The sequence below is a fragment of the Nonomuraea sp. NPDC004580 genome (assembly GCF_040609855.1).
In the GTDB taxonomy this organism is placed as follows: Bacteria; Actinomycetota; Actinomycetes; order Streptosporangiales; family Streptosporangiaceae; genus Nonomuraea; species Nonomuraea salmonea.
Map to the genome: position 1 here is coordinate 72,223 of NZ_JBEXLH010000022.1, position 23,811 is coordinate 96,033.

At 71.4% G+C, this 23,811-nt stretch carries 22 protein-coding genes and 1 tRNA gene; 14 read left to right on the forward strand and 9 right to left on the reverse strand.

The genetic code is table 11. The features are described from left to right. Positions 1–67: 67 nt before the first annotated feature. A tRNA-Asn gene (locus ABZW11_RS23110) sits at positions 68–139 on the reverse strand. Between the two features lie 127 nt (positions 140–266). On the opposite strand from ABZW11_RS23110, the gene ABZW11_RS23115 reads away from it, so the two are divergent. After that, positions 267–584, forward strand: a complete 318-nt coding sequence (locus ABZW11_RS23115; protein ID WP_355420415.1) for a YtxH domain-containing protein — start codon at positions 267–269, stop codon at positions 582–584. An 83-nt stretch (positions 585–667) separates the two neighbouring features. Here ABZW11_RS23115 and ABZW11_RS23120 read toward each other — a convergent pair whose 3' ends face one another. From ABZW11_RS23120 to ABZW11_RS23130, 3 genes are read right to left on the reverse strand one after another with little or no spacing between them, the layout of a single operon-like run. Further along, complete coding sequence (locus tag ABZW11_RS23120; RefSeq protein ID WP_355420417.1) at positions 668–1,141, reverse strand: hypothetical protein; 474 nt, start codon at positions 1,139–1,141, stop codon at positions 668–670. Next, positions 1,138–2,415: a hypothetical protein gene (locus ABZW11_RS23125; RefSeq protein ID WP_355420420.1), complete on the reverse strand. Its 1,278-nt coding sequence runs from the start codon at positions 2,413–2,415 to the stop codon at positions 1,138–1,140. The genes ABZW11_RS23120 and ABZW11_RS23125 overlap by 4 nt, the downstream gene beginning before the upstream one ends. Positions 2,416–2,444: 29 nt before the next feature. Further along, positions 2,445–2,603 (reverse strand): hypothetical protein, encoded by a 159-nt coding sequence (locus tag ABZW11_RS23130; protein WP_355420422.1) that lies wholly within the window; start codon positions 2,601–2,603, stop codon positions 2,445–2,447. 176 nt (positions 2,604–2,779) lie between these two features. Here ABZW11_RS23130 and ABZW11_RS23135 point away from each other — a divergent pair, with 176 nt between their 5' ends. From ABZW11_RS23135 to ABZW11_RS23165, 7 genes are read left to right on the forward strand one after another with little or no spacing between them, the layout of a single operon-like run. Next, positions 2,780–3,955 carry a hypothetical protein gene (locus ABZW11_RS23135; RefSeq protein WP_355420425.1) on the forward strand — a complete coding sequence of 392 codons (1,176 nt, stop codon included), beginning with the start codon at positions 2,780–2,782 and terminating at the stop codon, positions 3,953–3,955. Then, a complete protein-coding gene (locus tag ABZW11_RS23140; RefSeq protein ID WP_355420428.1) occupies positions 3,955–6,081 on the forward strand; it encodes a tetratricopeptide repeat protein in 2,127 nt (708 codons plus the stop codon). The genes ABZW11_RS23135 and ABZW11_RS23140 overlap by 1 nt, the downstream gene beginning before the upstream one ends. After that, on the forward strand, positions 6,081–6,908 hold the full coding sequence (locus ABZW11_RS23145; RefSeq protein ID WP_355420430.1) for a protein phosphatase 2C domain-containing protein: 828 nt from the start codon (positions 6,081–6,083) through the stop codon (positions 6,906–6,908). The genes ABZW11_RS23140 and ABZW11_RS23145 overlap by 1 nt, the downstream gene beginning before the upstream one ends. Next, positions 6,901–8,187 (forward strand): VWA domain-containing protein, encoded by a 1,287-nt coding sequence (locus tag ABZW11_RS23150; protein ID WP_355420432.1) that lies wholly within the window; start codon positions 6,901–6,903, stop codon positions 8,185–8,187. Before ABZW11_RS23145 ends, ABZW11_RS23150 begins: the two co-directional genes overlap by 8 nt. Continuing rightward, positions 8,187–8,843, forward strand: a complete 657-nt coding sequence (locus ABZW11_RS23155) for an FHA domain-containing protein (protein WP_355420435.1) — start codon at positions 8,187–8,189, stop codon at positions 8,841–8,843. The genes ABZW11_RS23150 and ABZW11_RS23155 overlap by 1 nt, the downstream gene beginning before the upstream one ends. Beyond that, complete coding sequence (locus tag ABZW11_RS23160) at positions 8,840–10,222, forward strand: hypothetical protein (RefSeq protein WP_355420437.1); 1,383 nt, start codon at positions 8,840–8,842, stop codon at positions 10,220–10,222. The genes ABZW11_RS23155 and ABZW11_RS23160 overlap by 4 nt, the downstream gene beginning before the upstream one ends. Further along, a complete protein-coding gene (locus ABZW11_RS23165) occupies positions 10,219–11,025 on the forward strand; it encodes a transporter substrate-binding domain-containing protein (protein ID WP_355420440.1) in 807 nt (268 codons plus the stop codon). The genes ABZW11_RS23160 and ABZW11_RS23165 overlap by 4 nt, the downstream gene beginning before the upstream one ends. Before the next feature lie 44 nt (positions 11,026–11,069). On the opposite strand, the gene rpoD is transcribed toward ABZW11_RS23165, so the two are convergent. Together rpoD and dnaG are read right to left on the reverse strand one after the other, a co-directional pair. Next, the gene (rpoD, locus tag ABZW11_RS23170) at positions 11,070–12,206 is read right to left on the reverse strand and encodes an RNA polymerase sigma factor RpoD (protein ID WP_043627522.1); all 1,137 of its coding nucleotides are present in this window, start codon (positions 12,204–12,206) and stop codon (positions 11,070–11,072) included. A gap of 321 nt (positions 12,207–12,527) precedes the next feature. Continuing rightward, on the reverse strand, positions 12,528–14,369 hold the full coding sequence (gene dnaG, locus ABZW11_RS23175) for a DNA primase (protein ID WP_355420443.1): 1,842 nt from the start codon (positions 14,367–14,369) through the stop codon (positions 12,528–12,530). Between the two features lie 207 nt (positions 14,370–14,576). Here dnaG and ABZW11_RS23180 point away from each other — a divergent pair, with 207 nt between their 5' ends. Continuing rightward, positions 14,577–15,494: a M23 family metallopeptidase gene (locus ABZW11_RS23180; protein WP_355420446.1), complete on the forward strand. Its 918-nt coding sequence runs from the start codon at positions 14,577–14,579 to the stop codon at positions 15,492–15,494. Here ABZW11_RS23180 and ABZW11_RS23185 read toward each other — a convergent pair. Further along, on the reverse strand, positions 15,460–16,617 hold the full coding sequence (locus tag ABZW11_RS23185) for an FAD-dependent oxidoreductase (protein WP_355420449.1): 1,158 nt from the start codon (positions 16,615–16,617) through the stop codon (positions 15,460–15,462). The two genes, ABZW11_RS23180 and ABZW11_RS23185, sit on opposite strands and share 35 nt — an antisense overlap. Positions 16,618–16,687: 70 nt before the next feature. Further along, on the reverse strand, positions 16,688–17,908 hold the full coding sequence (locus ABZW11_RS23190; RefSeq protein WP_355420452.1) for a deoxyguanosinetriphosphate triphosphohydrolase: 1,221 nt from the start codon (positions 17,906–17,908) through the stop codon (positions 16,688–16,690). 101 nt (positions 17,909–18,009) lie between these two features. Here ABZW11_RS23190 and ABZW11_RS23195 point away from each other — a divergent pair, with 101 nt between their 5' ends. The 4 genes from ABZW11_RS23195 to ABZW11_RS23210 all read left to right on the forward strand — a co-directional run bounded on the left by ABZW11_RS23195 (position 18,010) and on the right by ABZW11_RS23210 (position 22,442). Next, a complete protein-coding gene (locus tag ABZW11_RS23195; RefSeq protein ID WP_355420455.1) occupies positions 18,010–19,488 on the forward strand; it encodes a M48 family metallopeptidase in 1,479 nt (492 codons plus the stop codon). Between the two features lie 113 nt (positions 19,489–19,601). Beyond that, a complete protein-coding gene (locus ABZW11_RS23200) occupies positions 19,602–20,279 on the forward strand; it encodes a hypothetical protein (RefSeq protein ID WP_355420457.1) in 678 nt (225 codons plus the stop codon). Positions 20,280–20,419: 140 nt separating this feature from the next. Beyond that, positions 20,420–21,811, forward strand: coding sequence for a DUF4832 domain-containing protein (locus tag ABZW11_RS23205; protein ID WP_355420460.1), 1,392 nt, complete (start codon positions 20,420–20,422; stop codon positions 21,809–21,811). Between the two features lie 88 nt (positions 21,812–21,899). Then, entirely contained in the window at positions 21,900–22,442 is a 543-nt protein-coding gene (locus ABZW11_RS23210; protein WP_355420463.1) for a GNAT family N-acetyltransferase, read from the forward strand. A gap of 73 nt (positions 22,443–22,515) precedes the next feature. On the opposite strand, the gene ABZW11_RS23215 is transcribed toward ABZW11_RS23210, so the two are convergent. Further along, positions 22,516–22,977, reverse strand: a complete 462-nt coding sequence (locus ABZW11_RS23215) for a MarR family transcriptional regulator (RefSeq protein ID WP_355420465.1) — start codon at positions 22,975–22,977, stop codon at positions 22,516–22,518. A gap of 57 nt (positions 22,978–23,034) precedes the next feature. On the opposite strand from ABZW11_RS23215, the gene ABZW11_RS23220 reads away from it, so the two are divergent. Continuing rightward, the gene (locus tag ABZW11_RS23220) at positions 23,035–23,811 is read left to right on the forward strand and encodes an alpha/beta hydrolase (protein WP_355420468.1); all 777 of its coding nucleotides are present in this window, start codon (positions 23,035–23,037) and stop codon (positions 23,809–23,811) included.

The window sequence follows — 23,811 nt, forward strand, 5'->3', positions numbered from 1 at the left end:
CGACTCAGGCCCCCTCACCTGATCTCGGTGAGAGGGCCTGAGCTGCCAACCTCTTGGTTGGAGGAAGCTCCCGCGATTGGACTCGAACCAATAACCTGCCGGTTAACAGCCGGCTGCTCTGCCGTTGAGCTACGCGGGATCGAACCGTTTGCCCACTTCGTCGGGGCTTTTCGGGCCCCGTCGCGGTGCGCATGAATAGATTAGCGCACTCCTGGAGTGCGTGTCGCATCGTGAGCGGGGTAGGCCCGTGACAGCGGAGGTGCAATATGCGTTATCGGATGACATTCGCTGTTGGTCTGGCGGTCGGCTACGTGCTGGGCAGCCGGGCCGGCCGCGAGCGCTACGAGCAGATCAAGCAGACGGCGCAGCGTGTCGCCGACAACCCCCGGGTGCAGGAAGTGGCCGGGGTCGTCGGTGCGCAGGCGTCGAAGATCGCCGGGAAGGCCAGGACGAGGGTGGGTGACACGCTCCAGCAGCGGATCCCGTTCCTCGGCTCGCACGATCACCAGCCCGACTCGGGCACCGGCTGGCCCGACGAGGAGGGCGTCGAGCAGAAACCCCGCGAAAGCGGCATCCCGTACTGACTGAAGGGACGGCATGGGCGTGAGGCCGTACACCCCCGCTCGCCCATGCCCGTACCGACGGACCCCTGAGAACCCCTAGGGGTTCAGACCCCCATGCTCCGCCGTACGCCTTCCAGGGCCTGTTCGGCCTGGGCGCGCAGGCCGGGGTCGGTGGGGTCGAGGCCGTCGTCGAAGACGAGCGTCCAGCCGAGCACCTCGCCCCCGGGCGGGCGCCTGGCCACCAGCCGCACGCCGCCCCTGCCCGGCAGGCTGACGTGCTTGTTGACCACGATCGTGGAGTTGACCCGCTCGCGCACGGTCTCGGGCAGCAGCCGCGGCTCGGCGATGTGCTCGACGTGGCGTTCGCCGCCGGTGGTGAGGACGCTGACGCCCGTCTCGTCCCACGACGCCCGGTCGATCTCCTCGTACGGCACCCGCGTGCCGTCGGACAGGTGGAGGGCGAGGTTGGTGGCGACGACGTGGCCGTCGGCGGAGGCGGCGAAGGTCAGCACCCGCTCGCCGCGCTCCGTCTTCAGCGAGGTGCGCACGTCGGCGGGCAACCGGCGGAAAAGGCTCATTGCACCACGTTATCCGCGAGCAGGTCGAGGGTGAGCGCCGCACTCCAGGAGAAGTCGCGGCAGCCGCGCCCGCTGCCGTCGAAGGGGTCGAAGCATTCGCGGAACCCGGCCTGCCGGACGAGGCGGAGGGTGCCGTGGGCGAGCTGGCGGCCGAGGTGGTCGAGCGAGTGCACGGTGGCCGCCCTGCGCAGCAGCCAGTTGGTGTTCACCCAGGAGGGGCCGCGCCAGTAGCGGGTGCGGTCGAACTGGGCGGCGCGGATCTCGCAGCTCGGCACGGGATAGCCGGTGGCCCCCATGAACCGGGCCGATTCGAGCACCTCGACGGCCGCCTGGACGTGCTCGGCGGGCAGCCCTGGATCGAGCAGCGGGCCGAACGCGCCGACCGTGCACACCCTGATGAGCCGGTCCGCGCGCAGGTCCCTGGCGAAGAAGCAGCCGTCCCAGAGGCGGTCGAGCAGCCCGCGCCTGATGCGTTCCGCCCGTTCGAGCTGGGGTGCGGGGTCGGCGCCGGCGAGCGGCGCCAGCTCGGCCATGGCCTGGCAGGAGGCCAGCCAGATGCCGTTGAACAGCGGGTCCTCGACCGCGAACGGATGCTCGTCGCGCAGGTAGCCGGGGCTGTAGCCGGCGTCGCGGTAGTGCAGGGCGAGCCAGACGTAGCGGTCGTGGTCGCTGCCGGGGTGGCGCTCCGCCATCTCGACGGGGCGGTTGCCGTACCGGAGGGCGGGGACGGCGGCGAGCGGCTCGTCCCAGGCCGGGCTGTCGTCCATGCCCGACTCCCACGGGTGCACGATCGCGGCCAGGCCCGCGCCGCCGAGGTCGCGGGTGGCGGCGAGGTAGTCGTGCTGGGCGGCGATCGCCGGGTACGCCGCCCGGACGAACGCGGCGTCGCCGGTGTGCCGGTAGAGCCACCACAGCGCCAGCCCGTGCAGGGGCGGCGCGGTGAGCCCCGAGGTGAGCACGCCGGGCGCGGCGTCGTGCTCCTGGGAGCGCCAGACGGAGGGCCCGGGGAAGTACGCCTCGCGGGTGTGGAACACGATGTGCGGCACCATGCCGGTCGCCCACTGCCCGCGCAGCAGGCTGAGCAGCTCGTCTCGGGCCCGGTCCGGCCGGTGCCTGGCCAGGCCGATCACGATGAACGCGGAGTCCCAGCTCCACTGGTGGGGATAGAGCCCTGGTGCGGGCACGGTGCCGGTGCCCGTCCAGTTCGCCTCGAGCACGCCCAGGGCCTCGCGCCCGAGCGCGGCGTCGTCGACTGCCGGCCGCGCCTCCATCATCCAACTATGACCGCGGAAGCCCGCTGACGCTATGTCCTCTTGAGCACCTTCGACAGGAAGACGACGCCGAGAAGGACGGCGGCGATGACGAGCGCCCACTTGAGCAGGGTGAAGACGAAGCCCACGAGGGGGCCGAGCAGCAGGAGCGCGGCGACGACGGCCGCGATGATCAGAAGTACACGTCCCATGCCTGAAACGCTAGGAGATCGTTAAGTCAATTGCAGGCGACATGGGGTTAGATCAGGGACAAGTCAGGGGTCTCCCTAGCTAAACGAACTAAAGCCGTCGAACCCGCCATTGTGGCGGTATAAACGGGGCATCGGGGGGCCTCCTCACGGGGAGCGTGATGAGCCTGGGACCACCAATGAGCCGCGAGGGCGCCGATCATGCCCTGCGTGCCCGCGCGGACGAACGCGACCGCATCTCCGGCGACCTGCTGGACCTCGAATCCCACACCACCTACCGGCTGCTCAAGGACGCGTCGTTACGCGGCGCCACCGAGCGGCGCTGGGCCGCGGCGCGGGAGTCGCTGGCCGGTCTGTGGTCCCTGTACGACGCCTACCGCGCGGTACTGCGCGAGGCTGAGCAGGTCAGGGCGAGCCGCGGCCGGTTGGGAACGGACCAGCTCGCGCGGCTCACCGAGCTGCTGGCGGGCGAGTCGGTGGTGCTGCGCCCGGCGGCCGAGCCGGTCGAGCGGCGCTCGCTGCGTCCCGAGGCCGACGAGCGGCTGACGCTCGACGCGACCGTGAGCCGGATGGACGCCGCCTTCCAGGAGTTCACGGGCGCGCTCAACGACATCGACGCGGTGTGGAACGCGTTACTCCCCCGGCTCGACGAGGCCGCCGCCGACCTGCGCCGGGTCAGGGAGCTGGCCCGCGAGCTGGGCGAGAGCGCGGACCCCGAGACGGTGTTCGCCGCCGAGGAGGCGGAGCTGGCGCGGCTGCGGTCCGCGGTCGTCGAGGACCCGCTGGGCTCCGCCGCCGGTCCTGAGCTCGACCGGGTGGCGGGCCTGCTGGCCGCCGGCCGGGCGGAGCACGAGCAGGCGATCGTGGTCAAGGCCGAGTACGCCATGCGCCGCGAGACCCTGGTGGCCGCGCTCGACCACGTACGCGCGGCGGAGAGCGAGGAGCGGCTGGCCCACGGCGCGGTCGTCGTGAAGATCGCCCTGCCGCCGCAGGCGCAGCCGCGCAGCAGGGTCGAGGCGCTGGCGGCTGAGCTGGCCGCGCTGGACGTCTCGGCCGACCCCTGGGTGCTGCGGGCCAAGCGGCTGACGGCCCTGGAGAGCGACGTCCGTGCCGCCGAGGAGCGGGCGCGGACCACTGCCAAGGCCCTGTACGGCCTGGTGGGCCGGCGTGATGAGCTGCGCGGGCGGCTCGGCGCGTGCCAGGCGATGGCCGTACGGAAGGGGCTGGCCGAGGACCCCGCCGCGGCGGAGCGGTACGAGCGGGCGCGCGCCCTGCTCTGGAGCGCCCCGTGCGATCTCACGAGGGCGGCCGCGGCCGTCGACGACTACCAGCGCGCAATCCACGGAGGTAAGTGATGAGCCGCTGCGCGCAGCCCGGCTGCACTGGAACGATCGAGGAGGGCTACTGCGACCTCTGCGGCACCGCGGAGAGCCCGTCCCCCATCCCCACCGGCCCCGCGTCCGTCCCCTTACAGACGAGGCCGGTGAGCAGGTCGGTCAGCTCGCCGTCGAGCAGCGGCAGGTCGCGGGCGGGCGTGCTGGCCACGATCGCGGACCTGCCGTCGATCCCCTACCGCGACCCCGCGACCGCGGTGATGGCCGACCCGCAGGTGCCGGAGGAGAAGCGGTATTGCGCGAACCCGGCATGCGGCAAGCCGGTGGGCCGCTCCCGCGAGGGACGTCCAGGGCTGACCGACGGGTTCTGCCCGCACTGCCGCACGCAGTTCTCCTTCACCCCGAAGCTGGCCAAGGGCGACCTGGTGGCGGGCCAGTACCGCGTGCTGGGCTGCCTGGCGCACGGCGGGCTCGGCTGGATCTACCTCGCCTCCGACGAGAACCTGGACGGCCGCTGGGTGGTGCTCAAGGGCCTGCTCAACACCATGGACGCGGAGGCGCTGGCGGCGGCGGAGGCCGAGCGGAAGTTCCTCACCACGGTCGACCACCCGAACATCGTCAAGATCTTCAACTTCCAGCGCTCGGCCGGCCTCGGCTACATCGTCATGGAGTACGTCGGCGGCCAGTCCCTGCACGAGCTGCGCCGCCAGGGCCCGCTGCCGCTGCGCGAGGTCCTCATGTACGGCAGGGAGATCCTGCACGCGTTCGGCTACCTGCACGAGCAGGGACTGGTCTACTGCGACCTCAAGCCGGCGAACGTGATCAGGGTCGGCAAGCGGCTCAAGCTCATCGACCTGGGCGCGGTGCAGCCGTTCGGCTCGCCGGTGGGCTCGTCGTGGGTGACGCCCGGCTACCACGCGCCGGAGCTGGAGTCGCGGCCGTCGTCGGTGGCCTCCGACCTCTACACGGTGGCGCGGACGCTGGCGGTGCTGGCGATCTCGGGATTCAGCCCGGCGTCGGGCGGCGTGCCGAACCCGCTGCCCGAGGATTGCGGGCATCCGTCGTTCACCCGGCTGCTGCGGCGGGCGACGGCGGCGGATCCGGCCGCCAGGTTCCAGAGCGCGTGGGAGATGGAGGAGCAGCTCGTCGGCGTGCTGCGGGAGGTCAGCGCGCTGGAGGACGGGGTGCCGTACCCGGCGCCTTCCACGCTGTTCGGGCCTGAGCGCACGGCGGTCGGCACGGCGCTGTCGGAGTCGGATGAGCGGGTGTTCGGGCCGCTCGACCCGGTGGCGGCCGCGGCGGCGCTGCCGGTGCCGCTGACGGACCCCGGCGACCCGGCGGCGGGCGCGCTGGCCGGCCTGCTCGGCAGCGAGGGGCCTGAGCTGATCGCGCAGCTCGCCGGCATGCCGCAGACGCCGGAGACGAAGCTGATGCGGGTGCGGCTGCTGGCCGAGGAGGCGTCCGCCGAGGCCCCTGCGGTGCTGGACGAGCTGGAACGCGAGCTTTCCGGCGACTGGCGGGTCACCTGGTACCGCGGGGTGCTGGCGCTGGCCGCCGGCCAGGCGGACCTGGCGGTGGCGTGCTTCGACGCGTGCCTGTCCGCGCTGCCCGGCGAGCTCGCGCCGAAGCTGGCGCTGGCCTTCGCGCTGGAGTGCGCGGGCCGGCCGGCGGCCACCTGGTACGACGTCGTCTGGCGCACCGACCGCGCCTACGTCAGCGCGGCCTTCGGGTTGGCCAGGTCGGGCCGGATGGAGGTGCTGGACGAGGTGCCGGCGACGTCGGTCTACCGGGTGGCGGCCCAGGTGGCGCTGGCGGCCTCGGTCGTACGGCGGCCGGACCTGACCGGGCTGCAGCCCTCCGACCTGGTGGCCGCGGTCGATCGGGTGGACAACCAGAAGGGCCTGGACGCGCGGCACCGCGACGTGCTCACCGCCGAGCTGCTGGGCGGCGCGCTGGCCTGGCTGGAGACCGATCCACCGACACCGCCGAAGGGCATGCGGCTCGGCGGGGCGCCGTTCACCGCGCAGGGGCTGCGAAGACGGCTGGAGTCGATCTACCGCAGGCTGGCCGTGCAGGCCGACTCCCGGCAGGAGCGGCACGCGTTCATCGACCTGGCCAACTCCGTGCGGCCGAGGACGTGGTGGTGATGGGCGTGATGTGTCCGGTCTGTGAGCGGCCCGTGGTGGCCGGCGACACGTACTGCGAGGCGTGCGGGCATCCGCTGGGCGCGCCCGCCTGCTCGGGCTGCGGGGCGGCGGCAGTGGACGCCGACGGCTACTGCGAGCGGTGCGGGGTGCGCCAGCCGACCGGCCGCGACCACGCCGAGCTGGTGCTGCCCGGCGGCGCGGCGGCGGTGACCGACCGGGGGCTGCGGCGGGCCCGCAACGAGGACGCGATGGCGCTGCGCGAAGCCGGCGGTTCGATCGTGAGCGTGGTGTGCGACGGCGTGGGCAGCTCGCCCAGGGCCGACGAGGCGTCCGCGGTGGCCGTCGAGACCGCGGCGGCGGCCCTGGCCAGGGGGCTGCCGGACGAGGAGGCGTTCGCGCTGGCCGGGCGCGCGGTGACCAAGCTCGCGACCTCGCTGGACGACGCCCCGGCCTGCACGTACGTCTCGGTCGTGGCCGAGCCCGGCGGCAGGGTGCGGCTGGCGTGGGCCGGGGACACGCGGGCGTACCTGCTGCCCGGCGGCGAGCTGCTGACCGAGGACGACGTGGTGCCGACCGGCGAGATCACCGCCTGGCTCGGGGCCGACGCCGACACGGCGGGCCCACATGTGCGCACGTTGTCCGCCCAAGGGCCCGGCCTGCTGCTGGTGTGCAGCGACGGCCTGTGGCGCTATCTGGACGGCTACGCCTTTCCCGCGTCCGGCACCCCGGTCGAGATGGCGCGCGAGATGCTGCGCCACGCGCTCGACTCCGGCGGCCAGGACAACGTGACCATTGTCGTGATCCCCCTAGGAGACCCCCATGAGTGACCAGCCGGCCTTCACGCTGACCATCGATCAGAACAAGTACCTGTCTCTCGACGGCCGCGAGGTGCACGCGATCCTGACCGTCGGCGCGACCGGCACGGCGACCGTGCAGACGTCGGCGACGGAGGCGGCCGAGGTCATCATCGTGGACACGTCGGGGTCGATGAGCGGCAGCAAGATCCGCGAGGCCAGGATGGCGGCGGTGACGGCCGTGCAGACACTGCGCGACGGGGTGCACTTCGCCGTGGTTTCCGGGACGAACCGGGCCAAAGTCGTCTATCCCCCGTCCGGTGACCACCTGGCCATGGCGAGCCCGGCGACCAGGGCCGAGGCGGAGCGGGCCATCGCCCGGCTGAGCGCTCACGGCGGCACCGCGATCGGTGAGTGGATCAAGCTGGCCGGTCACCTGCTGACCGCGCACCCCTCGGCGATCAAGCACGCGCTGCTGATGACCGACGGGCAGAACAACCAGAGCGACGACACCTTCGCCGACGTGCTGGCGGCCTGGAGCGGCACGTTCGTGGTCGACAGCCTGGGCGTCGGCGACGACTGGGTGCCGGCCGAGCTGCGCAAGGTGGCCGAGGCGATGCTGGGCACCTTCGACTTCGTACGCGACCAGGGGGACCTGCCGGAGTACTTCCGCAGGCTCACGCAGACCTCGATGAGCAAGACCGTGCCCGGCCTGGCACTGCGCGTGTGGGTGCCGCAGGCGGCGCGGCTGAAGTTCGTCAAACAGGTCTCGCCCACGCTGCTCGACCTGACCGGCAAGCGCACCGACGTCAACCCGCTGACCGGCGACTACCCGACCGGCTCGTGGGGGCAGGAGGAGCGCGAGTACCACATCTGCGTCGAGGTGCCGCAGGGCCAGATCGGCCAGGAGATCAGGGCGGGCTGGGTCAAGCTGGTGCGTCCTGACACGCAGGAGGTCGTGGCCAGCGGCAACGTGCTGGCGCAGTGGACGGACGACCTGGCGCAGTCCACCCGCATCAACGGCAAGGTCGCCCACTACACCGGCCAGGCCGAGCTGCACGACCTGATCCAGGACGGGCTGAGCGCCCGCGCGATGGGCGACACCGACACCGCCACCGCGCGGCTGGCCAAGGCGCACCGGCTGGCCGCCGAGTCGGGCCGCGAGGACACCGCCCGGCTGCTGGAGAAGGTGGTGGAGGTCGATCCGGCCACCGGCACCGCGCGGCTGCGGCGCGCCGTGGACAAGGCGGACGAGATCGAGCTGGACACCGGGTCGGTGCGGACGAGCCGGCTGCGCAAGGAAGGAAGCTGATGGCGACCTGCCCGCAGGGGCACCCGTCGGGGGCCGACGACTACTGCGACGTCTGCGGCATCCAGATGGCAGGACCGGCCCGGCCGGCGTCCCGACCGGCCCCTCAGCCGCAACCCCGGCCCCAGTCCCCGTCCCCGTCCCAGCCTGCTGAGGACTGCCCGGTCTGCCGGACACCGCGTGCCGGGCAGTTCTGCGAGGTGTGCGGCCACGACTTCACCGGCGCCGCGCCCGCCCCCGCGCCGGTGACGGGGGTCAGGTGGGAGGCCGTGACCGCCGCCGACCGCACGTACTACGAGAAGGTGGTCGCCGAGGGCGGGCCTGACGCCGCCGCGATGGCGTTCCCGCCGTACTGTCCCGAGCGCTCGTTCCCGCTGCACGGCGACCAGGTACGCATCGGGCGGCGCAGCCGCGCCAGGAACCTGGTGCCCGAGATCGACCTGACCGGGCCGCCCGAGGACCCCGGCGTCTCCCACCTGCACGCGGTGCTGCTGGCGCAGCCCGACGGCTCGTGGCTGCTGGTGGACCCCGGCTCGTCGAACGGCACCCAGGTCAACGGCCGCACGCTCCAGGTCAACGTGCCGACCAGGATCGGTCCCGGCGACCGGATCCACCTGGGCGCGTGGACGGTGATCACCATCAGGGAGGGCACGCCATGACGATGGTGCAGACCCCGCCGGGGGCGCTCGCGCCGGTCACCGTGTCGAAGCCCGTACGGCGGCGCAGCGTGCCCGGCCGCATCCGCGTCATCTCTGGCGTCACCGTCGCCTCGCTGGCGCTGCTGTTCGTCGCGCTCGCCGTCGGCAGCTCCACCGCCCGCGAGGGCCTGCGGGTGATCGGCCGCGACGCCGGCCCGCAGGTCGTCGCCACCGCCGGGCTCTACCTGGCGCTGAGCGACATGGACGCGCAGATCGCGAACGTGCTGGTGATGGGCAAGGAGTATCCGGAGCAACGCCGGGCGGCGCTGGCCCGCTACGACGCGCGGCGGGCCGAGGCGGGGCAGGCGCTGCTGAAGGCGTTCGAGCTGTCGGGCGACAACGCGGCCGAGCGCACCACCGTGCAGTCGGTGCTGGACGGGCTCGGCCGCTACGAGCGGCTCGCCGGGCAGGCGCTGCTGCTCGACCAGCAGGCCGGCCACACTCCAGGGGCGCCGCCCGGGAACGTGGTGCGGACCTACCGGCAGGCCACCGACCTCATGCGGCAGGTGCTGCTGCCGCAGGCGTACAACCTGACCTTGGAGAGCGGCACGATCGTGCGCGCCACCTACGACGACAAGGCCGTCATGGTGCCGCTGCTGCGCGTCGCGGTCGTGGTGGCCGGGCTGGTCGCGCTGGGCTGCCTGATCTGGATGCAGGTGTTCCTGGCGCGGCGCTTCCGCCGGGTGTTCGGTCCCGCGCTCGTGGTGGCGACCGTGACGACCGCGGTGGCGCTGGGGTTCGGGGTGCACGTGCTGGGCCAGGACGAGCAGGCGCTGCGGACCGCCAAGTCGGCCGGGTTCGACTCGGTGCTGACGCTCGCCAAGGCGCGCGCGATCAGCAACAGCATGCAGGGCGACCAGAGCCGCTTCCTGCTGGACAAGGAGCGGGCCGACACCTACGAGCACACGTATCTGGACAAGTCGCTGACCGTCCTCTACTACGACGTGGGCAACCTGACCGGCTACCACGACGAGATGCGCACCGGCTCGAAGGACTTCCTCGGCCTGCTGGGGCCCGAGCTGGTCGGCTCCCAGGGGGCGGCGGTCTTCGACGCCTACCGGGCCTTCCAGGCGCAGGACGACAGGTTCCGCACGCTGGCCCGGCACGCCACGCCCAGCGAGGCCGTCGAGGCCCGCATCGGGCCCGTCACGGACGCGTTCAACGCCTACGACAAGGCACTGGTCGGCCTGACCGAGACCCATCAGAAGGTGTTCAGGCAGGCCATCGCGGCGGGCGAGGGCGCGCTCGACAACCTGTGGCGGCTGCTCCCGTATGCCATCGGCGCGATCGGGCTGCTGGTGGTCGCCGGGGTGTGGCCACGACTCAAGGAGTACCGGTGAAGCGGGCGCTGGCGGTGGTGCTGCTCCTGGCCGCGGTGGCGGTCACGGGCTGCGGGATGAACGGGCAGGAGTCGATTCTCGACAAGGACAAGCTGGTCATCGGGGTGCGCTCCGACCTGCCGTCGGTCGGGTTCAAGACGTCGGAAGGCGGATACGACGGCTTCGACGTGGACGTGGCCCGCTACGTCGCGGGCAAGCTGGGCAAGGAGTCCTCCTTCGTCGGCGTGCTGGCCGCCGACCGGGAGAAGGCGCTGAGCAGCGGGCGGGCCGACATGGTGCTGGCCACGTTCACGATCGACCAGGACCGCAAGCAGCGGGTGCTGTTCGCCGGGCCGTACCACATCTCCTACCAGGACATCCTGAGCAGGAAGGACGAGCGGATCGCGAACGTGCGCGACCTCGAGGGCCGGCGCATCTGCGAGGTGCAGGGCTCGAACGCGGCCCAGCGGGTCGTGACCGAGCGCGGCGTGGCCGCGCGGGTCGTGCCGGTACGCGACTACGCGCAGTGCCTGACGGCCCTCAAGGGCGGCCAGGTGGACGCGGTCACCACCAACGACGTGATCCTGGCCGGGCTGGCCGAGCAGGACGGCTCGGGGCTGCGGCTGAACAACGCGCAGTTCAACGAGCAGCGCACCGGGGTGGGCCTGCCGAAGGGTGACGTGCCGGGCTGCGAGGCGGTCAACCGGGCGATCACCGCGATGTACCAGGACGGGACCGCCGCGAAACTGCTGAAGAAGTGGTTCGGCAAGTCCGGGCTCCAGCTGGGCACGGTCGCGGTGCCGCAGTTCGAGGGCTGCTCCTGAGCAGGGGAAAGGGGACGGCCGTGGCCGTCCCCTTTGACCCGTGATCAATCCAGGTAATCCCGCAGCATCTGCGCGCGCGTCGGGTGGCGGAGCTTGGCCAGCGTCTTCGACTCGATCTGGCGGATGCGCTCCCGCGTGACGCCGAACTCCCTGCCCACCTCCTCCAGCGTGCGCGGATGGCCGTCGGCCAGGCCGAAGCGGAGCTGGATGATGCGCTGCTCCCGGTCGGAGAGCGTGGCCAGGATGTCGTCGAGCTGGTCCTGCAGCATGATGAAGGCCGCGGCCTCCATCGGCACGACCGCGTCGGCGTCCTCGATGAAGTCACCGAGGTCGGAGTCCTCCTCGCCGATCGGCGACTGCAGCGACACGGGCTCCTGGGCGATGCGCTGGATCTCGACCACCCGGTCGACCGGGAGGTCCATCTCCTTGGCGATCTCCTCGGGGATCGGCTCGCGGCCGAGATCCTGGTGGAGCTGCCGCTGCACCCTGACGAGCTTGTTGATGGTCTCCACCATGTGCACGGGGATGCGGATGGTCCGCGCCTGGTCGGCGATGGCCCGCGTGATCGCCTGGCGAATCCACCAGGTGGCGTAGGTGGAGAACTTGTAACCCTTGGTGTAGTCGAACTTCTCGACCGCCCGGATGAGGCCGAGGTTTCCCTCCTGGATCAGGTCCAGGAACAACATGCCGCGGCCCACGTACCGCTTGGCGATGGACACCACGAGCCTGAGGTTGGCTTCGATGAGCCGCTGTTTGGCCCGCGTGCCCTGCCAGACGAGCTCCCTGAACTCAGGGAAGGCCAGACGCGAGACCCCGTTGGCCAGTTTGTCCTCGGCGAACAGACCGGCTTCGATCGACTTGGCGAGCTCCACCTCCTCCTCAGCGGTCAGCAAGGGCACCCGGCCGATCTCCCTCAGGTAGATACGGACGAGATCGCTGGTCGGCGCCCGCTTGCCTACGTCCTCCTCATCGGCGCGGGTGGATTCCTCGTCGCCCTGCGGCTCGAGGACCTCCACGCCGTTCTCGGCGAGCATGCGTACGACGCGTTCCAGCGCGTCGGACGGCAACTCGGATCGGTCAAGCGCGGCTGCGACGTCATCGACGGTTACGCTCCCGCGCTCCCTTCCCTTCGCGACGAGGTCCGCCACCTGATCTACGGATGGCGGTCCACTTGGCAGCACCGATGCACCCACGAAGGACAGTCTGCAGTATTGGTTCCATCAAATGGCAGACCCATTTTTGTCACCGAAGGTAAGGCCATCGTCTTTGCCGAATTGAGATCGCTATAAGGTTTGGCCCGAGTTTGATCAGGAAAGTAAAGTCAATTACGCGGTCTGGAATCACGCGCCCGGCGTCGCCGTCTGGCCGGACGCATCTCTTTCGCTGCCTTCGTCACGTTGTCCATCTGCTTTGTCCGGCTTTGGACCGCGCCACATTCCCTGGTCAACCACCCTGTTCAAGGGCGTTGATCGCAGCCGAACTGTTACCTGAGCGAGCCGGGCTCAGCCGCCCGCCACGCGGTCGCGCAGCACCCGGCGCTGCTGCTCCAGCGCCACCAGCTCGCCGAACAGCTTGTTGTACTCCTGCTGCTCCTCGACCGGGTTGAGCCGCTGGATGCGGGACTTGACCTGGGCGATCGCCCGATCGACCGGCATCGCCTCGGCCGCGGCCATGATGTCGTTGGCGTAGCGCTGCTCGGCGTGGGCGTCGGCGTGGATGGGCTCGACCGCGAACCTGGTCACCAGCGCGCGCGTGCTCTCCTCGTGGGCCTGCTCCATCAGCCGGTCGACCCACTCGCGCCCGCCGTGACCGGCCGAGACGACGCCGCCCGCGGCCACGATGACCTGGTGCAGCGCCGAGTGCTCTGGCGTGGTGAACGCCTGCGCGTCGAGCGCGTCGAAGCGCGGCCCGAGCAGCGCGGGCCGCTGCACGGCGAGCTTGAGCAGCTCGCCCTCGACCCGGATGCTCGGATCGACCGGAGCCGCCTGGGGGGCGCGCCGGCGGCGGCCCTGCTGGGCGCCGGAGACCTCGGAGATGCGCTGCATGACGAACCGCTCGTCCATGAACCCGAGCCAGCGGTCGAGGTCGATGGCGTAGCGCTTGCGCAGCCCCGGGTCCTTGATGCCGGCCACGATGGGCGCGGCGGCGTCGAGCGCGGCGATCTTGCCTTCGTTGCTGCGCAGGTCGTAGCGGGAGATCGTGCTCCTGATCGCGAACTGGAACAGCGGCTCGCGGCTCGCGATCAGGTCGCGCACCGCCGCGTCGCCCTGCTTGACGCGCAGGTCGCACGGGTCGAGCCCGTCGCCCTGCACGGCGACGTAGGTCTGCGTGACGAACTTCTGCTCGTCGGCGAACGCCCGCAGCGCCGCCTTCTGGCCCGCCGCGTCGCCGTCGAAGGTGAAGATGACCTCGCCGCGGAACTCGGCCTGGTCGAGCAGGAAACGCCGCAGGATCTTGATGTGCTCCTCGCCGAACGAGGTGCCGCAGGTGGCCACGGCGGTGGGCACGCCGGCGAGATGACAGGCCATCACGTCGGTGTAGCCCTCGACGATCACGGCCTGCGCGCGCTTGGAGATCTCGCGCTTCGCAAGATCGATTCCATAAAGGACCTGGCTCTTCTTGTAAAGCGGCGAGTCAGGCGTATTCAGATATTTCGGCCCGTCATCGGAATCGAGCAACTTCCGCGCGCCGAATCCGATCACATCGCCGGTGGCATCCCTGATCGGCCAGATCAGCCGCCCCCTGAACCGGTCGATGGGGCCGCGTCTGCCCTCTCTGGACAGGCCGCCCTTGACCAGCTCGTCGACGGTGAAGCCGCGCCCGAGGAGATGGCGGGTCAGCGCCTCCCACTCGGCCGGCGCGTAGCCCACCCCGAACGTCTCGGCGTCGGCCCGCTCGAACCCGCGCTCGGACAGGAAGCGCCGCCCTGGGGCCGCGTCGGGGCTCATGAGCTTGTCGGCGTAGAACTCGGCCGCCGCCTTGTGCGCCTCGATCAGCCTGGCCCGCTCGCCGTGGTCGCGGCGTGGGGCGTAGCCGCCCTGCTCGTATTGGAGCTGGATGCCGGCCCGCTGGGCGAGCCGCTCGACCGCCTCGCCGAAGGACAGGTGCTCGATCTTCTCGACGAACGTGATGACGTCGCCGCCCTCGGAGCAGCCGAAGCAGAAGAACATGCCGCGCTCGGGGGTGACGTTGAACGACGGCGTCTTCTCGTCGTGGAACGGGCACAGCCCCTTGAGGTTGCCGCCTCCGGCGTTGCGCAACTGGATGTGCTCGCCGATCACATCGGCGATGGGGGAACGCTCGCGCACGAGCGCGATGTCGACGTCACGGATCCGGCCAGCCACGCCGGTGAGTCTATTCCGCCCCACCGACGGTTCGGCTCACCGCGGGTGTCCCGGCATGGGTGCACGGCATGGATACACGGCATGGGAACGGGGAGGTAGCGGAGGGTATCCGCACGGCTGCTAAAGGAGGAAAGCGGCAATGCGGGGGCCCCCGGTCGGCTACAAAGGTAAAGGTTGTCGGTGGAAACGGTGACACGGGTGGAGAACATGCGATCGGGGCATATCGGACGATGGGCGGCCGTCACGGGCGCCGTGCTGCTGACCGGTGCCTGCAGCCAGGCCGGCCTGGCGGGAGTCGGCGCGAACCGGCCGGTCGCACCCGCCACCGTGCCGGCCTCGGGACCCGCCGGAGGCGGCGCGGCCGAGCCGACGCCCACCCTCTCCCCGTCGCCCTCGCCCAGCCAGGCGGCCGGCAAGCCCGAGGGCGACGACCCGGTCAAGGTGCCGCCGCCGAAGCTGTCGAAGTACACCTACACCTTCCCGGTGAAGGGCTGTAAGACCACCTACCAGCGCAAGCTGCTGGTGCTGCCCAAGACGACGATCTGGGCCAAGCAGGGCTGTTCGTACGTGGCGCCCGTGGACGGCGTCGTGGACGAGGTGAACACCTCCGACACGTGGTCGCCCGCCACGGACGCGGGAGCGGCGCGCGGGGGCAGGTTCGTCACCATCATCGGCGCCGACGGCGTGCGCTACCTCGGCGGTCATCTCGACTCCGTCGCCGGCGGGATCAAGCCCGGCACGAAGGTCAAGGGCGGCCAGGTGCTGGGGAAGGTGGGCAGGTCGGGCAACGCCCGCGACACCGGCTCGAACCTGTACTTCGCGATCTCGTGGAAGACCGGCCCCGCCTACTGGTGGGTGCGCAGGGGCATGGTCGAGCCGTGGGACTATCTCGACGCCTGGCGCAAGGGCAACCGCACGCTCTCGCCGCGCGAGGAGACCATGAAGCTGCGTGGCAAGCTGGGCGAGACCCCGCGCTGCACCGTGCAGTGTCTCGGCAAGGTGGTGCCGGCGCAGACGACCAGCAGCACCCCGAAGCCGACCAGGAAGCCCAAGCCGCGCAGGACGGCCAGCGAGGAGGACGTCGTCACGCTCAACCCGACGATAGCTCCTTTGCGTCCACAGTGACCCCCGACCTGATCAGCTCCTGGATGTCGTCCGCGACGTCCCGGACGTTGACGTTCATGCCGGCGATCACCCGGCCCTCGCGCAGCCAGTACGCGATGAACTCCAGCCCGTCGGGGTCGCCCCGGTAGACGATCTCGTCGTGGCCCGAGACGTCGCCGGAGAACTCCATGCCCAGCTCGTACTGGTCGGTGGAGAAGTACGGGACGCGGTCGTGGACGACCTCGTGGCCGAGCATCGACCTGGCCGCGGCGGGGCCGCCGTGCAGGGCGTTGGCCCAGTGCTCGACGCGGACGTGGCGGCCGTACAGCGGGTGGTAGGACTCGGCGACGTCGCCGGCCGCGTAGATGTCGGGGTGCGAGGTGAGCAGGGCCGCGTCCGTACGGATGCCCTGCCCGACGTCGAGCCCGGCGTCGCGGGCCAGCCAGACCTCGGGGGCCGCGCCGATGCCGGCCACGACGAGGTCGGCGGTGAGCCGCTCGCCCGAGCTGAGCCGCACGCCGCTCTCCGTGACCTCCGCGGCGGCGGTGCCGAAGCGCATGTCGACGCCCTTGCTGACGTGCAGGCGGGCGAACAGCTCGCCCAGCTCGTGGCCGAGCGCCCGGTTGAGCGCGGTCGGCTCGGGCTCGACGACGGTGACCTCGCAGCCGGCCGCCCGCGCCGCGGCGGCGGTCTCCAGGCCGATCCAGGAGGCGCCGACGACCAGCACGGACCCGCCCTCGGCGAGGCGCCGCCCGAGCGCCTCGCTGTCCTCGGCCGTACGCAGGTAGTAGGCGGGGCCCGGCAGCCGCCTGGGGACGGCTCCGGTGGCGATCAGCAGCTTGTCGTAGGGCTGCCGGGAGCCGTCGGCCAGGCGTACGACGTGGTGGCCCGGCTCGATGCGGGTGGCGCGCAGGCCGAGCCGCAGGTCCACGTCGTTGTCGGCGTACCAGGCCGGCTCGTGGACGTAGATGCTCTCCCGCTCGCTCCTGCCCTGCAGATAGTCCTTGGACAGCGGCGGTCGTTCGTAGGGGCGTTCGGCCTCGGCGCCGACCAGCACGATCTCGCCGTCGAAGCCCTCCTCGCGCAGCGTCTGCGCGGCCTTGGCCCCGGCGAGCCCGGCGCCGACGATCACAAATGTGGCCATGGGCGCAGTATCCGCCCGGCGCGGTCCCCGGAAAAGCGGATCGCGCCAGGCGCCCGCCCGCGTCCCGGGATCAGCGGGAGAGCCTGCGGTGCCAGGCGACGGCCGAGGTGTCGGTGAGCGAGGCGATCTGGTCGATCACCACCCGGACGCGGGCGGCGTCGTCGGCCGCCTCCAGGTACGCGGGACGGAAGGCGGGCTCCAGCGTCTCCGGCGCCCCCAGCGTGATCAGGGAGGCCAGCTCGGTGATGAGGTCGCGCTGCCTGGCCTGCTTGGCGTGGTGGTCCTCCGTGGTCATCACGTAGTGCGCGGTGACGCCCTTGAGCAGCGCGCACTCCAGCCGGGTGGCGCGCGGGACGACGAGGTCGGCGCGGTGGCGGGAGCCGTACACCTCCTTGGTGGCGGCCTGCGCCGAGCGGCAGAAGCGGCCGATGAGGCCGCTGGTGAGCGCCTTCAGGCCGGCCAGGTCGCCGAGGGTGGCCGCGAAGTGGCGCGGCCACAGCGGGTCGTCGATCAGCCGGGCGAAGACCTCCTCCAGCTCGCCGAGGTCGGCGCCGGGGGCGTACCAGGTGCGGGTGGTCTCGCAGACGTTCGCGCGCTCGATCGGCGACCGCAGGGCCTCGGGGGTGACGTGGCCCGAGGCCAGGGCGTCCTCCAGGTCGTGCACGGAGTAGGCGACGTCGTCGGCCCAGTCCATGATCTGCGCCTCGAAGCTCACCCGGCCCTCGGGCGCGCCCTCCCTGATCCACGCGAACACCGGCAGGTCGTCGTCGTAGACGCCGAACTTCGGCGAGACGTCGCACGTCCACGGGTACTTGATGGAGGCGTCGAGCGCGGCCCGGGTGAGGTTGAGCCCGGCGCTGCGGCCGTCCTCGGTGAGCACCTTGGCCTCCAGCCTGGTGAGCAGGCGCAGGCTCTGCGCGTTGCCCTCGAAGCCGCCGCAGGAGGCCGACAGCGCGTTGAGCGCCACCTCGCCGTTGTGCCCGAACGGCGGGTGCCCCAGGTCGTGCGCCAGGCAGGCGGTCTCCACCAGGTCGGGATCGACGCCCAGCGTGGCGCCCATCTCGCGGCCCACCTGGGCGCATTCGAGCGAGTGGGTCAGGCGGGTACGCGGGATGTGCTGGCCGCCGCCCGGTGTCTCCCCCGGGCCCACGACCTGCGTCTTCGCGGCCAGCCTGCGCAGGGCGGCGCTGTGCAGCACGCGTGCTCTGTCACGTTCGAACGCGGAACGTTCGGGATTGCCGGGTGGTTCCGGAACCCAACGCTCCTGATCGTGCTCGTTGTAGTACGGCATTTGTACGGTGATTTTATCCAGTTTCGTCTCTCCGCTAGTGTCAAGCCTCGCGAGAACCCCTTCCCCGGGAGCCCTCCCCCATGACGACAGCATTCCGAGCGGTGTTGGCCTTCACCCTGCTCGCCGGCTTCTACGTGCTGGTCGGCCTCATTCTGGCAGCCGCGGTCTTCTTCGACGTGCTGCTCGTGGTGGACTTCCACGCCAACCTGGTCAAGTTCGCGGTCGTGTTCACGCTGGCCGCGGGCGCGCTCGTCCGTGCGCTGGTGATGGTCAGCAGGCGCGGCGACAGCGAGCAGCCGGGCGTGGCGGTCGGCCGCGAGCACGAGCCGGTGTTGTGGCAGACGGTGGAGGAGCTGGCCCAGCGCGTCCGTACGGCGCCGCCCGACGAGATCAGGCTGGTGCCCGAGGTGAACGCGGCGGTGTCCGAGGACACCAGGTTCCTCGGCATGAAGGCGACCAGGCGGCGCATGTTCATCGGCCTGCCGCTGCTGCAGACGCTCACGGTCGACGAGCTGCGCGCGGTGCTCGGCCACGAGCTCGGCCACTACAGCGGCGCGCACACCCGGCTGGGCGCGCCGGTCTACCGCGGGCGGGTCTCGCTCATCGCGACGGTCCAGGGGCTGCGCAACCACCCGTTCGTCCAGCGCCTGTTCACCTGGTACGCCAAGCTCTACCTGCGCATCTCGCAGGCCGTCTCGCGCCGGCAGGAGCTGGAGGCCGACCGGTTCGCGGTGGCGATCGGGGGCCGGCAGGCCATGGCAGGCGCGCTGCGCAAGATCCACTCGACGGCGGCGGGCTGGGACCTGTACGTCAACAGCTACCTCGTGCTGACCGGCGCGGGCGGGGCCAGGCCCGCGACCGTGTTCGGCGGCTTCCACGCGCTGATGAGCGACCCCGAGCGGCAGACGCAGCTCGCCAAACTGGCCGAGCAGCCCGAGGAGGTCTCGCCCTACGACTCCCACCCGAGCCTGTCCGAGCGCCTCGCGGCCATCGAGCACCTGCCGGAGCCGCAGCAGGTGCCCGACCCGCGCTCGGCGCTGACGCTGCTCATCGACGCCAACGTGGCGGTGCAGGCCGTGGAGCAGTCGATGTGGAGCCAGGAGGCGCTGGCGACGCTGCGTCCCGTGCCGTGGGAGGACCTGGTCGCCCACGGCATGTACGCCGGCCGCAACGCCGACGCCCTGCACGACCTGGCGGTGGCGGGCCAGCAGGTGATGGGGGCCTCACGGCCGTACCTCGACGCGGCCTTCGAGGCGATCGCGCGGGGCCGGCAGGCGGAGCTGGAGGCGAAGCTGCTTGAGCAGGGCTGGAACCCGTCCCCGACGCTGCTGTCGGGCGTGCTCGGGCAGGCGCTGGAAGCGGTGCTGATCCAGCTCGGCCAGGCCAAGTGGACGCTGTCGTGGTCGGGGCCCGCTCGGCTGCTGTTCGACGACGGCGAGGAGGTGGCGCTGACCGAGTACGCCGCCCAGGTCGCGACCAACCCCGCGGCCGTCGCGGGGCTGCGGCAGTGGCTCGGCGACCACGGGATGCGCCACGACTACGTGCCGCTCGACGTGCCCAGCCCGGCCGCCCTGCACTGACGAGGACGCTCGCTCACAGGGAGAACGCGGACGAAACATCGGCGATCCCTTGCCAGGTTGCGATCCGTGGCCTTACGGTCACCGTTAGCAAACGACGGCCTGGAGGAGGCCATGTGAGCAGGCAGGACGGCGGGGCCAGGGCGATGCTTCCGCACATCGCCTGGCGGCTGGAGGAGATGCTCGCGGCCATCGCCGAGCGCAGGCCGCGCGCCACGGGCGCGATCGAGCAGGCGCTGCGCAAGGTGCCGCGCCACTGGTTCGTGCCCTCGCGCGGGCTCGTGCTCGAAGACGACGGCGCGCGGCCGATCGACCGCGACGACGATCCCACGGCCTGGTGGGACGCCGTCTACTCCGGGCGGCCGATCGCCACGCCGAGCAGCCGCGACCCGAGCTCCTACCGCTGCGTGGTGCTCGCGCCGAGCTGCGTCGTCGATCTGCTTGAGCTGCTCGATCCGCGTCCCGGGCAGCGGATCCTGGAAGTGGGCACGGGCAGCGGGTGGATCACCGCGCTGCTGTGCCGGCTGACGGGCGAGTCGGGCAGTGTGACGTCGGTCGAGGGTGACGCGACGGTGGCCGAGGAGGCGTGGCGGAACCTGGTGGCGGCCGGGGTGCGTCCTCATCTGATCGTCGGTGACACGGCGCGGGGGTGCCCCGAGCGGGCGCCGTACGACCGGGTGCTCGCGCCGGCCGTCATGCCCGACAGGTGGGCGGCGCAGGCGCGGCCCGGCGCGGTGATCGTCGGTGGGAACGACCGGGCGGCGATGCGGCTGGTGGTTCCTTCGGACGACTGACAATACCGGGGAGTCCACCGTTAAGCGTGGGACTGCATGGCTCCTTCCTGGGTTCTTGATGGCAAGGTCTTGACTTAATTCTCATGGAATCCATGATTAGTTGCGCAAGCCCGAGACCCCCGGCATGCCTAGGGAGCCCCATGCCCAAGCTCGCACGCACCCTCGCCCTCCCGCTCCTCCTCTGCGCGTCCTTACTCACCGCGCCTCCGGCCCTGGCCATCGGTGGGGCCATCGCTGGGGCCACCGGTAAGGCGGCCACGGTGACGTACGCGCAGAGCGGCGCCGACGTGGCCAACCCCGAGCGCGGCTTCTACCACCACACCGGCGACTGCGACAAGAACGACTTCGACGCCGGCACCCTGCGGAGCTACCGCACGAACGAGAACATCTCGCTCGTCATGTGCGTCTTCTACCTCGCCGAGTTCACCGGCGGCCCGCTCAGCCAGGCCGCGCTGGCCCAGCTCCAGCAGCAGTTCGACACCGTACGGCAGGCCGGGCTGAAGATGATCCTGCGCTTCGCCTACACCGCCTCGGAGGACGGCGCCGACGCGCCGAAGGACCGCGTGCTGGCTCACCTCGACCAGCTCGCCCCCTACCTGCGGGCCAACCAGGACGTCATCTCCGTGATGCAGGCCGGCTTCATCGGCGCCTGGGGCGAGTGGTACTACACCCAGAACTTCGGCAACGCCGGGAACGTCACCGCCGCCGACTGGGCCAACCGCAAGGCCGTCGTCGACAAGCTGCTGAGCGTCCTGCCCTCGACGCGGATGGTGCAGCTGCGCACCCCCAAGTTCAAGCGCACCCTCTACTCCACCACGCCGGTCACCCCCGGGCAGGCGCACGGGGGCTCCGCCGTGGCGCGGATCGGGCATCACAACGACTGCTTCCTCGCCGGCCCCGACGACTACGGCACCTACGAGGACGCCGCGGTCGAGTACCCGTACCTCTCCTCCGACACCGCTCACGTCGCGATGGGCGGCGAGACCTGCAACCCCAACCCGCCGCGCTCCGACTGCCCCACCGCCCAGGACGAGCTGGCTCGCTTCCACTGGTCGTACCTGAACGCCGACTACCACACCGGCGTGCTCCAGAGCTGGAGCACCGGCGGCTGCTGGGACGCGGTCAGCCGCAGCCTCGGCTACCGCCTCTCGCTCGTCTCCGGCACCTACCCGGGCACGGCCACCCGCGGCGGGCGGCTCCCCATCCGCATCACGGTCAGGAACGACGGGTACGCCGCCCCCGTCAACCCGCGCGGCCTGGAGCTGGTGCTGCGCAACACCGCCACCTCCGCCGTCACCCGCATCCCGCTGTCCGCCGACCCGCGTAAGTGGCAGGCGGGCGGGACGACGACTGTCGCGCAGACGGTCACGCTGCCCTCGTCCTTGGCGGCCGGCAGCTACGCGCTGCTGCTCGGGCTGCCCGATCCCTTGCGGCCTTCGCGGGCCGAGTACGCGATCCGGCTGGCCAACGACGGCACCTGGGAGGCCACGACCGGCCTGAACAGGCTGCTGCACACCGTCACCGTGCGCTGATCCTTCGTTCGCCGCCCTTCCCTGGTCGGGGAGGGCGGCGCTGCTTATTCGGTTGACCGGGCGCCCGGGTGGTCAGCACGATGGCCCGGTGCGGATCGAGTACGTGCGGCTCTCGCCCGACGACACCGAGGCGCTGGTCGCCTTCCTGATGGCCGACCCCTGGCCGTTCCACGCCGGGGTGCAGGATCCCGAGGCGATCAGGAGGCGGGTCGCGGACGGGGTCTACGACGACGATGACAACCGCACGTTCTGGCAGATCGCCGGCGGGGAGCGGGCCGGGCTGGTCAGGCTGACCGACCTCAGCGACCCGACCCCCATGTTCGACCTGCGGATCCTGCCCCGCTTCCGGGGACGCGGGCTGGGCAAGGACGCGGTGCGCTGGCTCACGGCTCATCTGTTCGACGCCTTCCCGCGGATCCAGCGGGTCGAGGGGCAGACGCGGGGCGACAACGTGGCGATGCGGGCCGTCTTCCGCGCCTGCGGCTACGTCAAGGAGGCCCACTACCGCGAGGCGTGGCCGGCGCCCGACGGGTCGGCCCACGACTCGATCGCCTACGCGATCCTGCGCCGCGACTGGGTCTCCGGCACGGTGACCCCGCTCGTCTGGGACGACGAGCCCGTACGCCGCTGACCCGCTTGCCGGGGACGACGAGCCGGTAGGACGCAGAGCGCTTCTCGACGACGTCCTCCGGGTGGCGGGCGGTTCAGTCCATGTCGATGTCGTCGAGCAGCCTGAGCAGCCGTGCCAGGACGTGCAGGCAGGTCTCGATCTCGGCTTCCGTGAGGTCGCCGCCCGCCTGGCGGAGCACCGTACGCTCGCGCTCGATCACCGCCTCGATGGCGGCCCGCCCCTCCTCCGTCAGCCGGATCAGCGACGAACGCCTGTGCGCCGGGTTGGGCGCGGTCTCGACCAGGCCCCGCGCGGCGGCGTCGTTCGTCATGCGCTGGACGAACTGGCGGCTCAGCGCCTGCTCCCTGCCCATCTGCGGCACGGTCATGGGGCCGTGCTCGCGCAGCATGTTGAGCACCGCCCGCACCCCGACCGACAGGCCCTCGATGGGCGCGTCCTGCTCCACCTTGCGCTGGGCGCGCCGGTAGAGGGGGCCCACCAGGTCGAAGACCTCGGTGAGACGGTCGGTCGGTGGCGTTCCTCGTGTCTCGCTCACCCCTCCATCATGACACCTGAGTTGTCATTCACTCGCCAACATGACACCTTGGTTGTCATGAAGGATCTGTTCTGGACCGAGAACGGCACCGGCAAGCCCGTCGTCCTGCTGCACGGCGGCTTCCTCGACCACACGATGTGGAACGACCAGATCCCGGTGCTCTCCGATCGCTACCGGGTCATCGCGTACGACGCCCGCGGCCACGGCCGCTCCGCCAACGCCACGGGGCCGTACCGGCTCACCGACGACCTCGCCGGTCTGCTGCGGCACCTCGGCACCGGGCCTGCCGTGCTGGTGGGAGTCTCCATGGGGGCGGGACTCGCGGTGGACACGGCCTTGGAGCACCCTGAGCTGGTCAGCGCCCTGGTGGTGACGGGGGCGGGAACGAGCGAACCGTACTTCGAGGACCCGTGGACCCGGCAGGCCATGACCGTCTGGCACGCCGCAATGGCCGCCGGCGACCTGGAAGGCTCGATCGAGGGCTTCCTGACGGTCGGCTTGGGCCCGTCCCGCGACCTCACGGAGCTCGACCCGGAGGTGCCGCGACGCCTTCGAGCGATGGCGCGAACCACGATGAGCAAGCACACGGCGGACGAACCCCACCACGTCACACCGGTGCAGGACACCTGGCACCGCATAAGGGAGATCGAGGTCCCGGTGCTGGCCATCCACGGCGCCGCCGACTCCCCCGACCACATCGGAATGGCCGAACGCCTCGCCACCACGGTCGCCAACGGCCGCTCAGTGACCATCGACGGCGCCGCGCACTACCCGAACATGGAACGTCCGGACGCCTACAACAAGGTCTTGGACGACTTCATCGACTCCCTCTGA

Coding starts and splice junctions, on each gene's coding strand:
- ABZW11_RS23125 (WP_355420420.1), bottom strand. CDS start 2,415: ATGATGGAGGCGCGGCCGGCAGTCGACGACGCCGCGCTCGGGCGCGAG.
- ABZW11_RS23130 (WP_355420422.1), bottom strand. CDS start 2,603: ATGGGACGTGTACTTCTGATCATCGCGGCCGTCGTCGCCGCGCTCCTG.
- ABZW11_RS23140 (WP_355420428.1), top strand. CDS start 3,955: ATGAGCCGCTGCGCGCAGCCCGGCTGCACTGGAACGATCGAGGAGGGC.
- ABZW11_RS23220 (WP_355420468.1), top strand. CDS start 23,035: ATGAAGGATCTGTTCTGGACCGAGAACGGCACCGGCAAGCCCGTCGTC.
- ABZW11_RS23205 (WP_355420460.1), top strand. CDS start 20,420: ATGCCCAAGCTCGCACGCACCCTCGCCCTCCCGCTCCTCCTCTGCGCG.
- ABZW11_RS23135 (WP_355420425.1), top strand. CDS start 2,780: ATGAGCCGCGAGGGCGCCGATCATGCCCTGCGTGCCCGCGCGGACGAA.
- ABZW11_RS23180 (WP_355420446.1), top strand. CDS start 14,577: ATGCGATCGGGGCATATCGGACGATGGGCGGCCGTCACGGGCGCCGTG.
- ABZW11_RS23185 (WP_355420449.1), bottom strand. CDS start 16,617: ATGGCCACATTTGTGATCGTCGGCGCCGGGCTCGCCGGGGCCAAGGCC.
- ABZW11_RS23160 (WP_355420437.1), top strand. CDS start 8,840: ATGACGATGGTGCAGACCCCGCCGGGGGCGCTCGCGCCGGTCACCGTG.
- ABZW11_RS23145 (WP_355420430.1), top strand. CDS start 6,081: ATGGGCGTGATGTGTCCGGTCTGTGAGCGGCCCGTGGTGGCCGGCGAC.
- ABZW11_RS23155 (WP_355420435.1), top strand. CDS start 8,187: ATGGCGACCTGCCCGCAGGGGCACCCGTCGGGGGCCGACGACTACTGC.
- ABZW11_RS23190 (WP_355420452.1), bottom strand. CDS start 17,908: ATGCCGTACTACAACGAGCACGATCAGGAGCGTTGGGTTCCGGAACCA.
- ABZW11_RS23115 (WP_355420415.1), top strand. CDS start 267: ATGCGTTATCGGATGACATTCGCTGTTGGTCTGGCGGTCGGCTACGTG.
- ABZW11_RS23150 (WP_355420432.1), top strand. CDS start 6,901: ATGAGTGACCAGCCGGCCTTCACGCTGACCATCGATCAGAACAAGTAC.
- ABZW11_RS23120 (WP_355420417.1), bottom strand. CDS start 1,141: ATGAGCCTTTTCCGCCGGTTGCCCGCCGACGTGCGCACCTCGCTGAAG.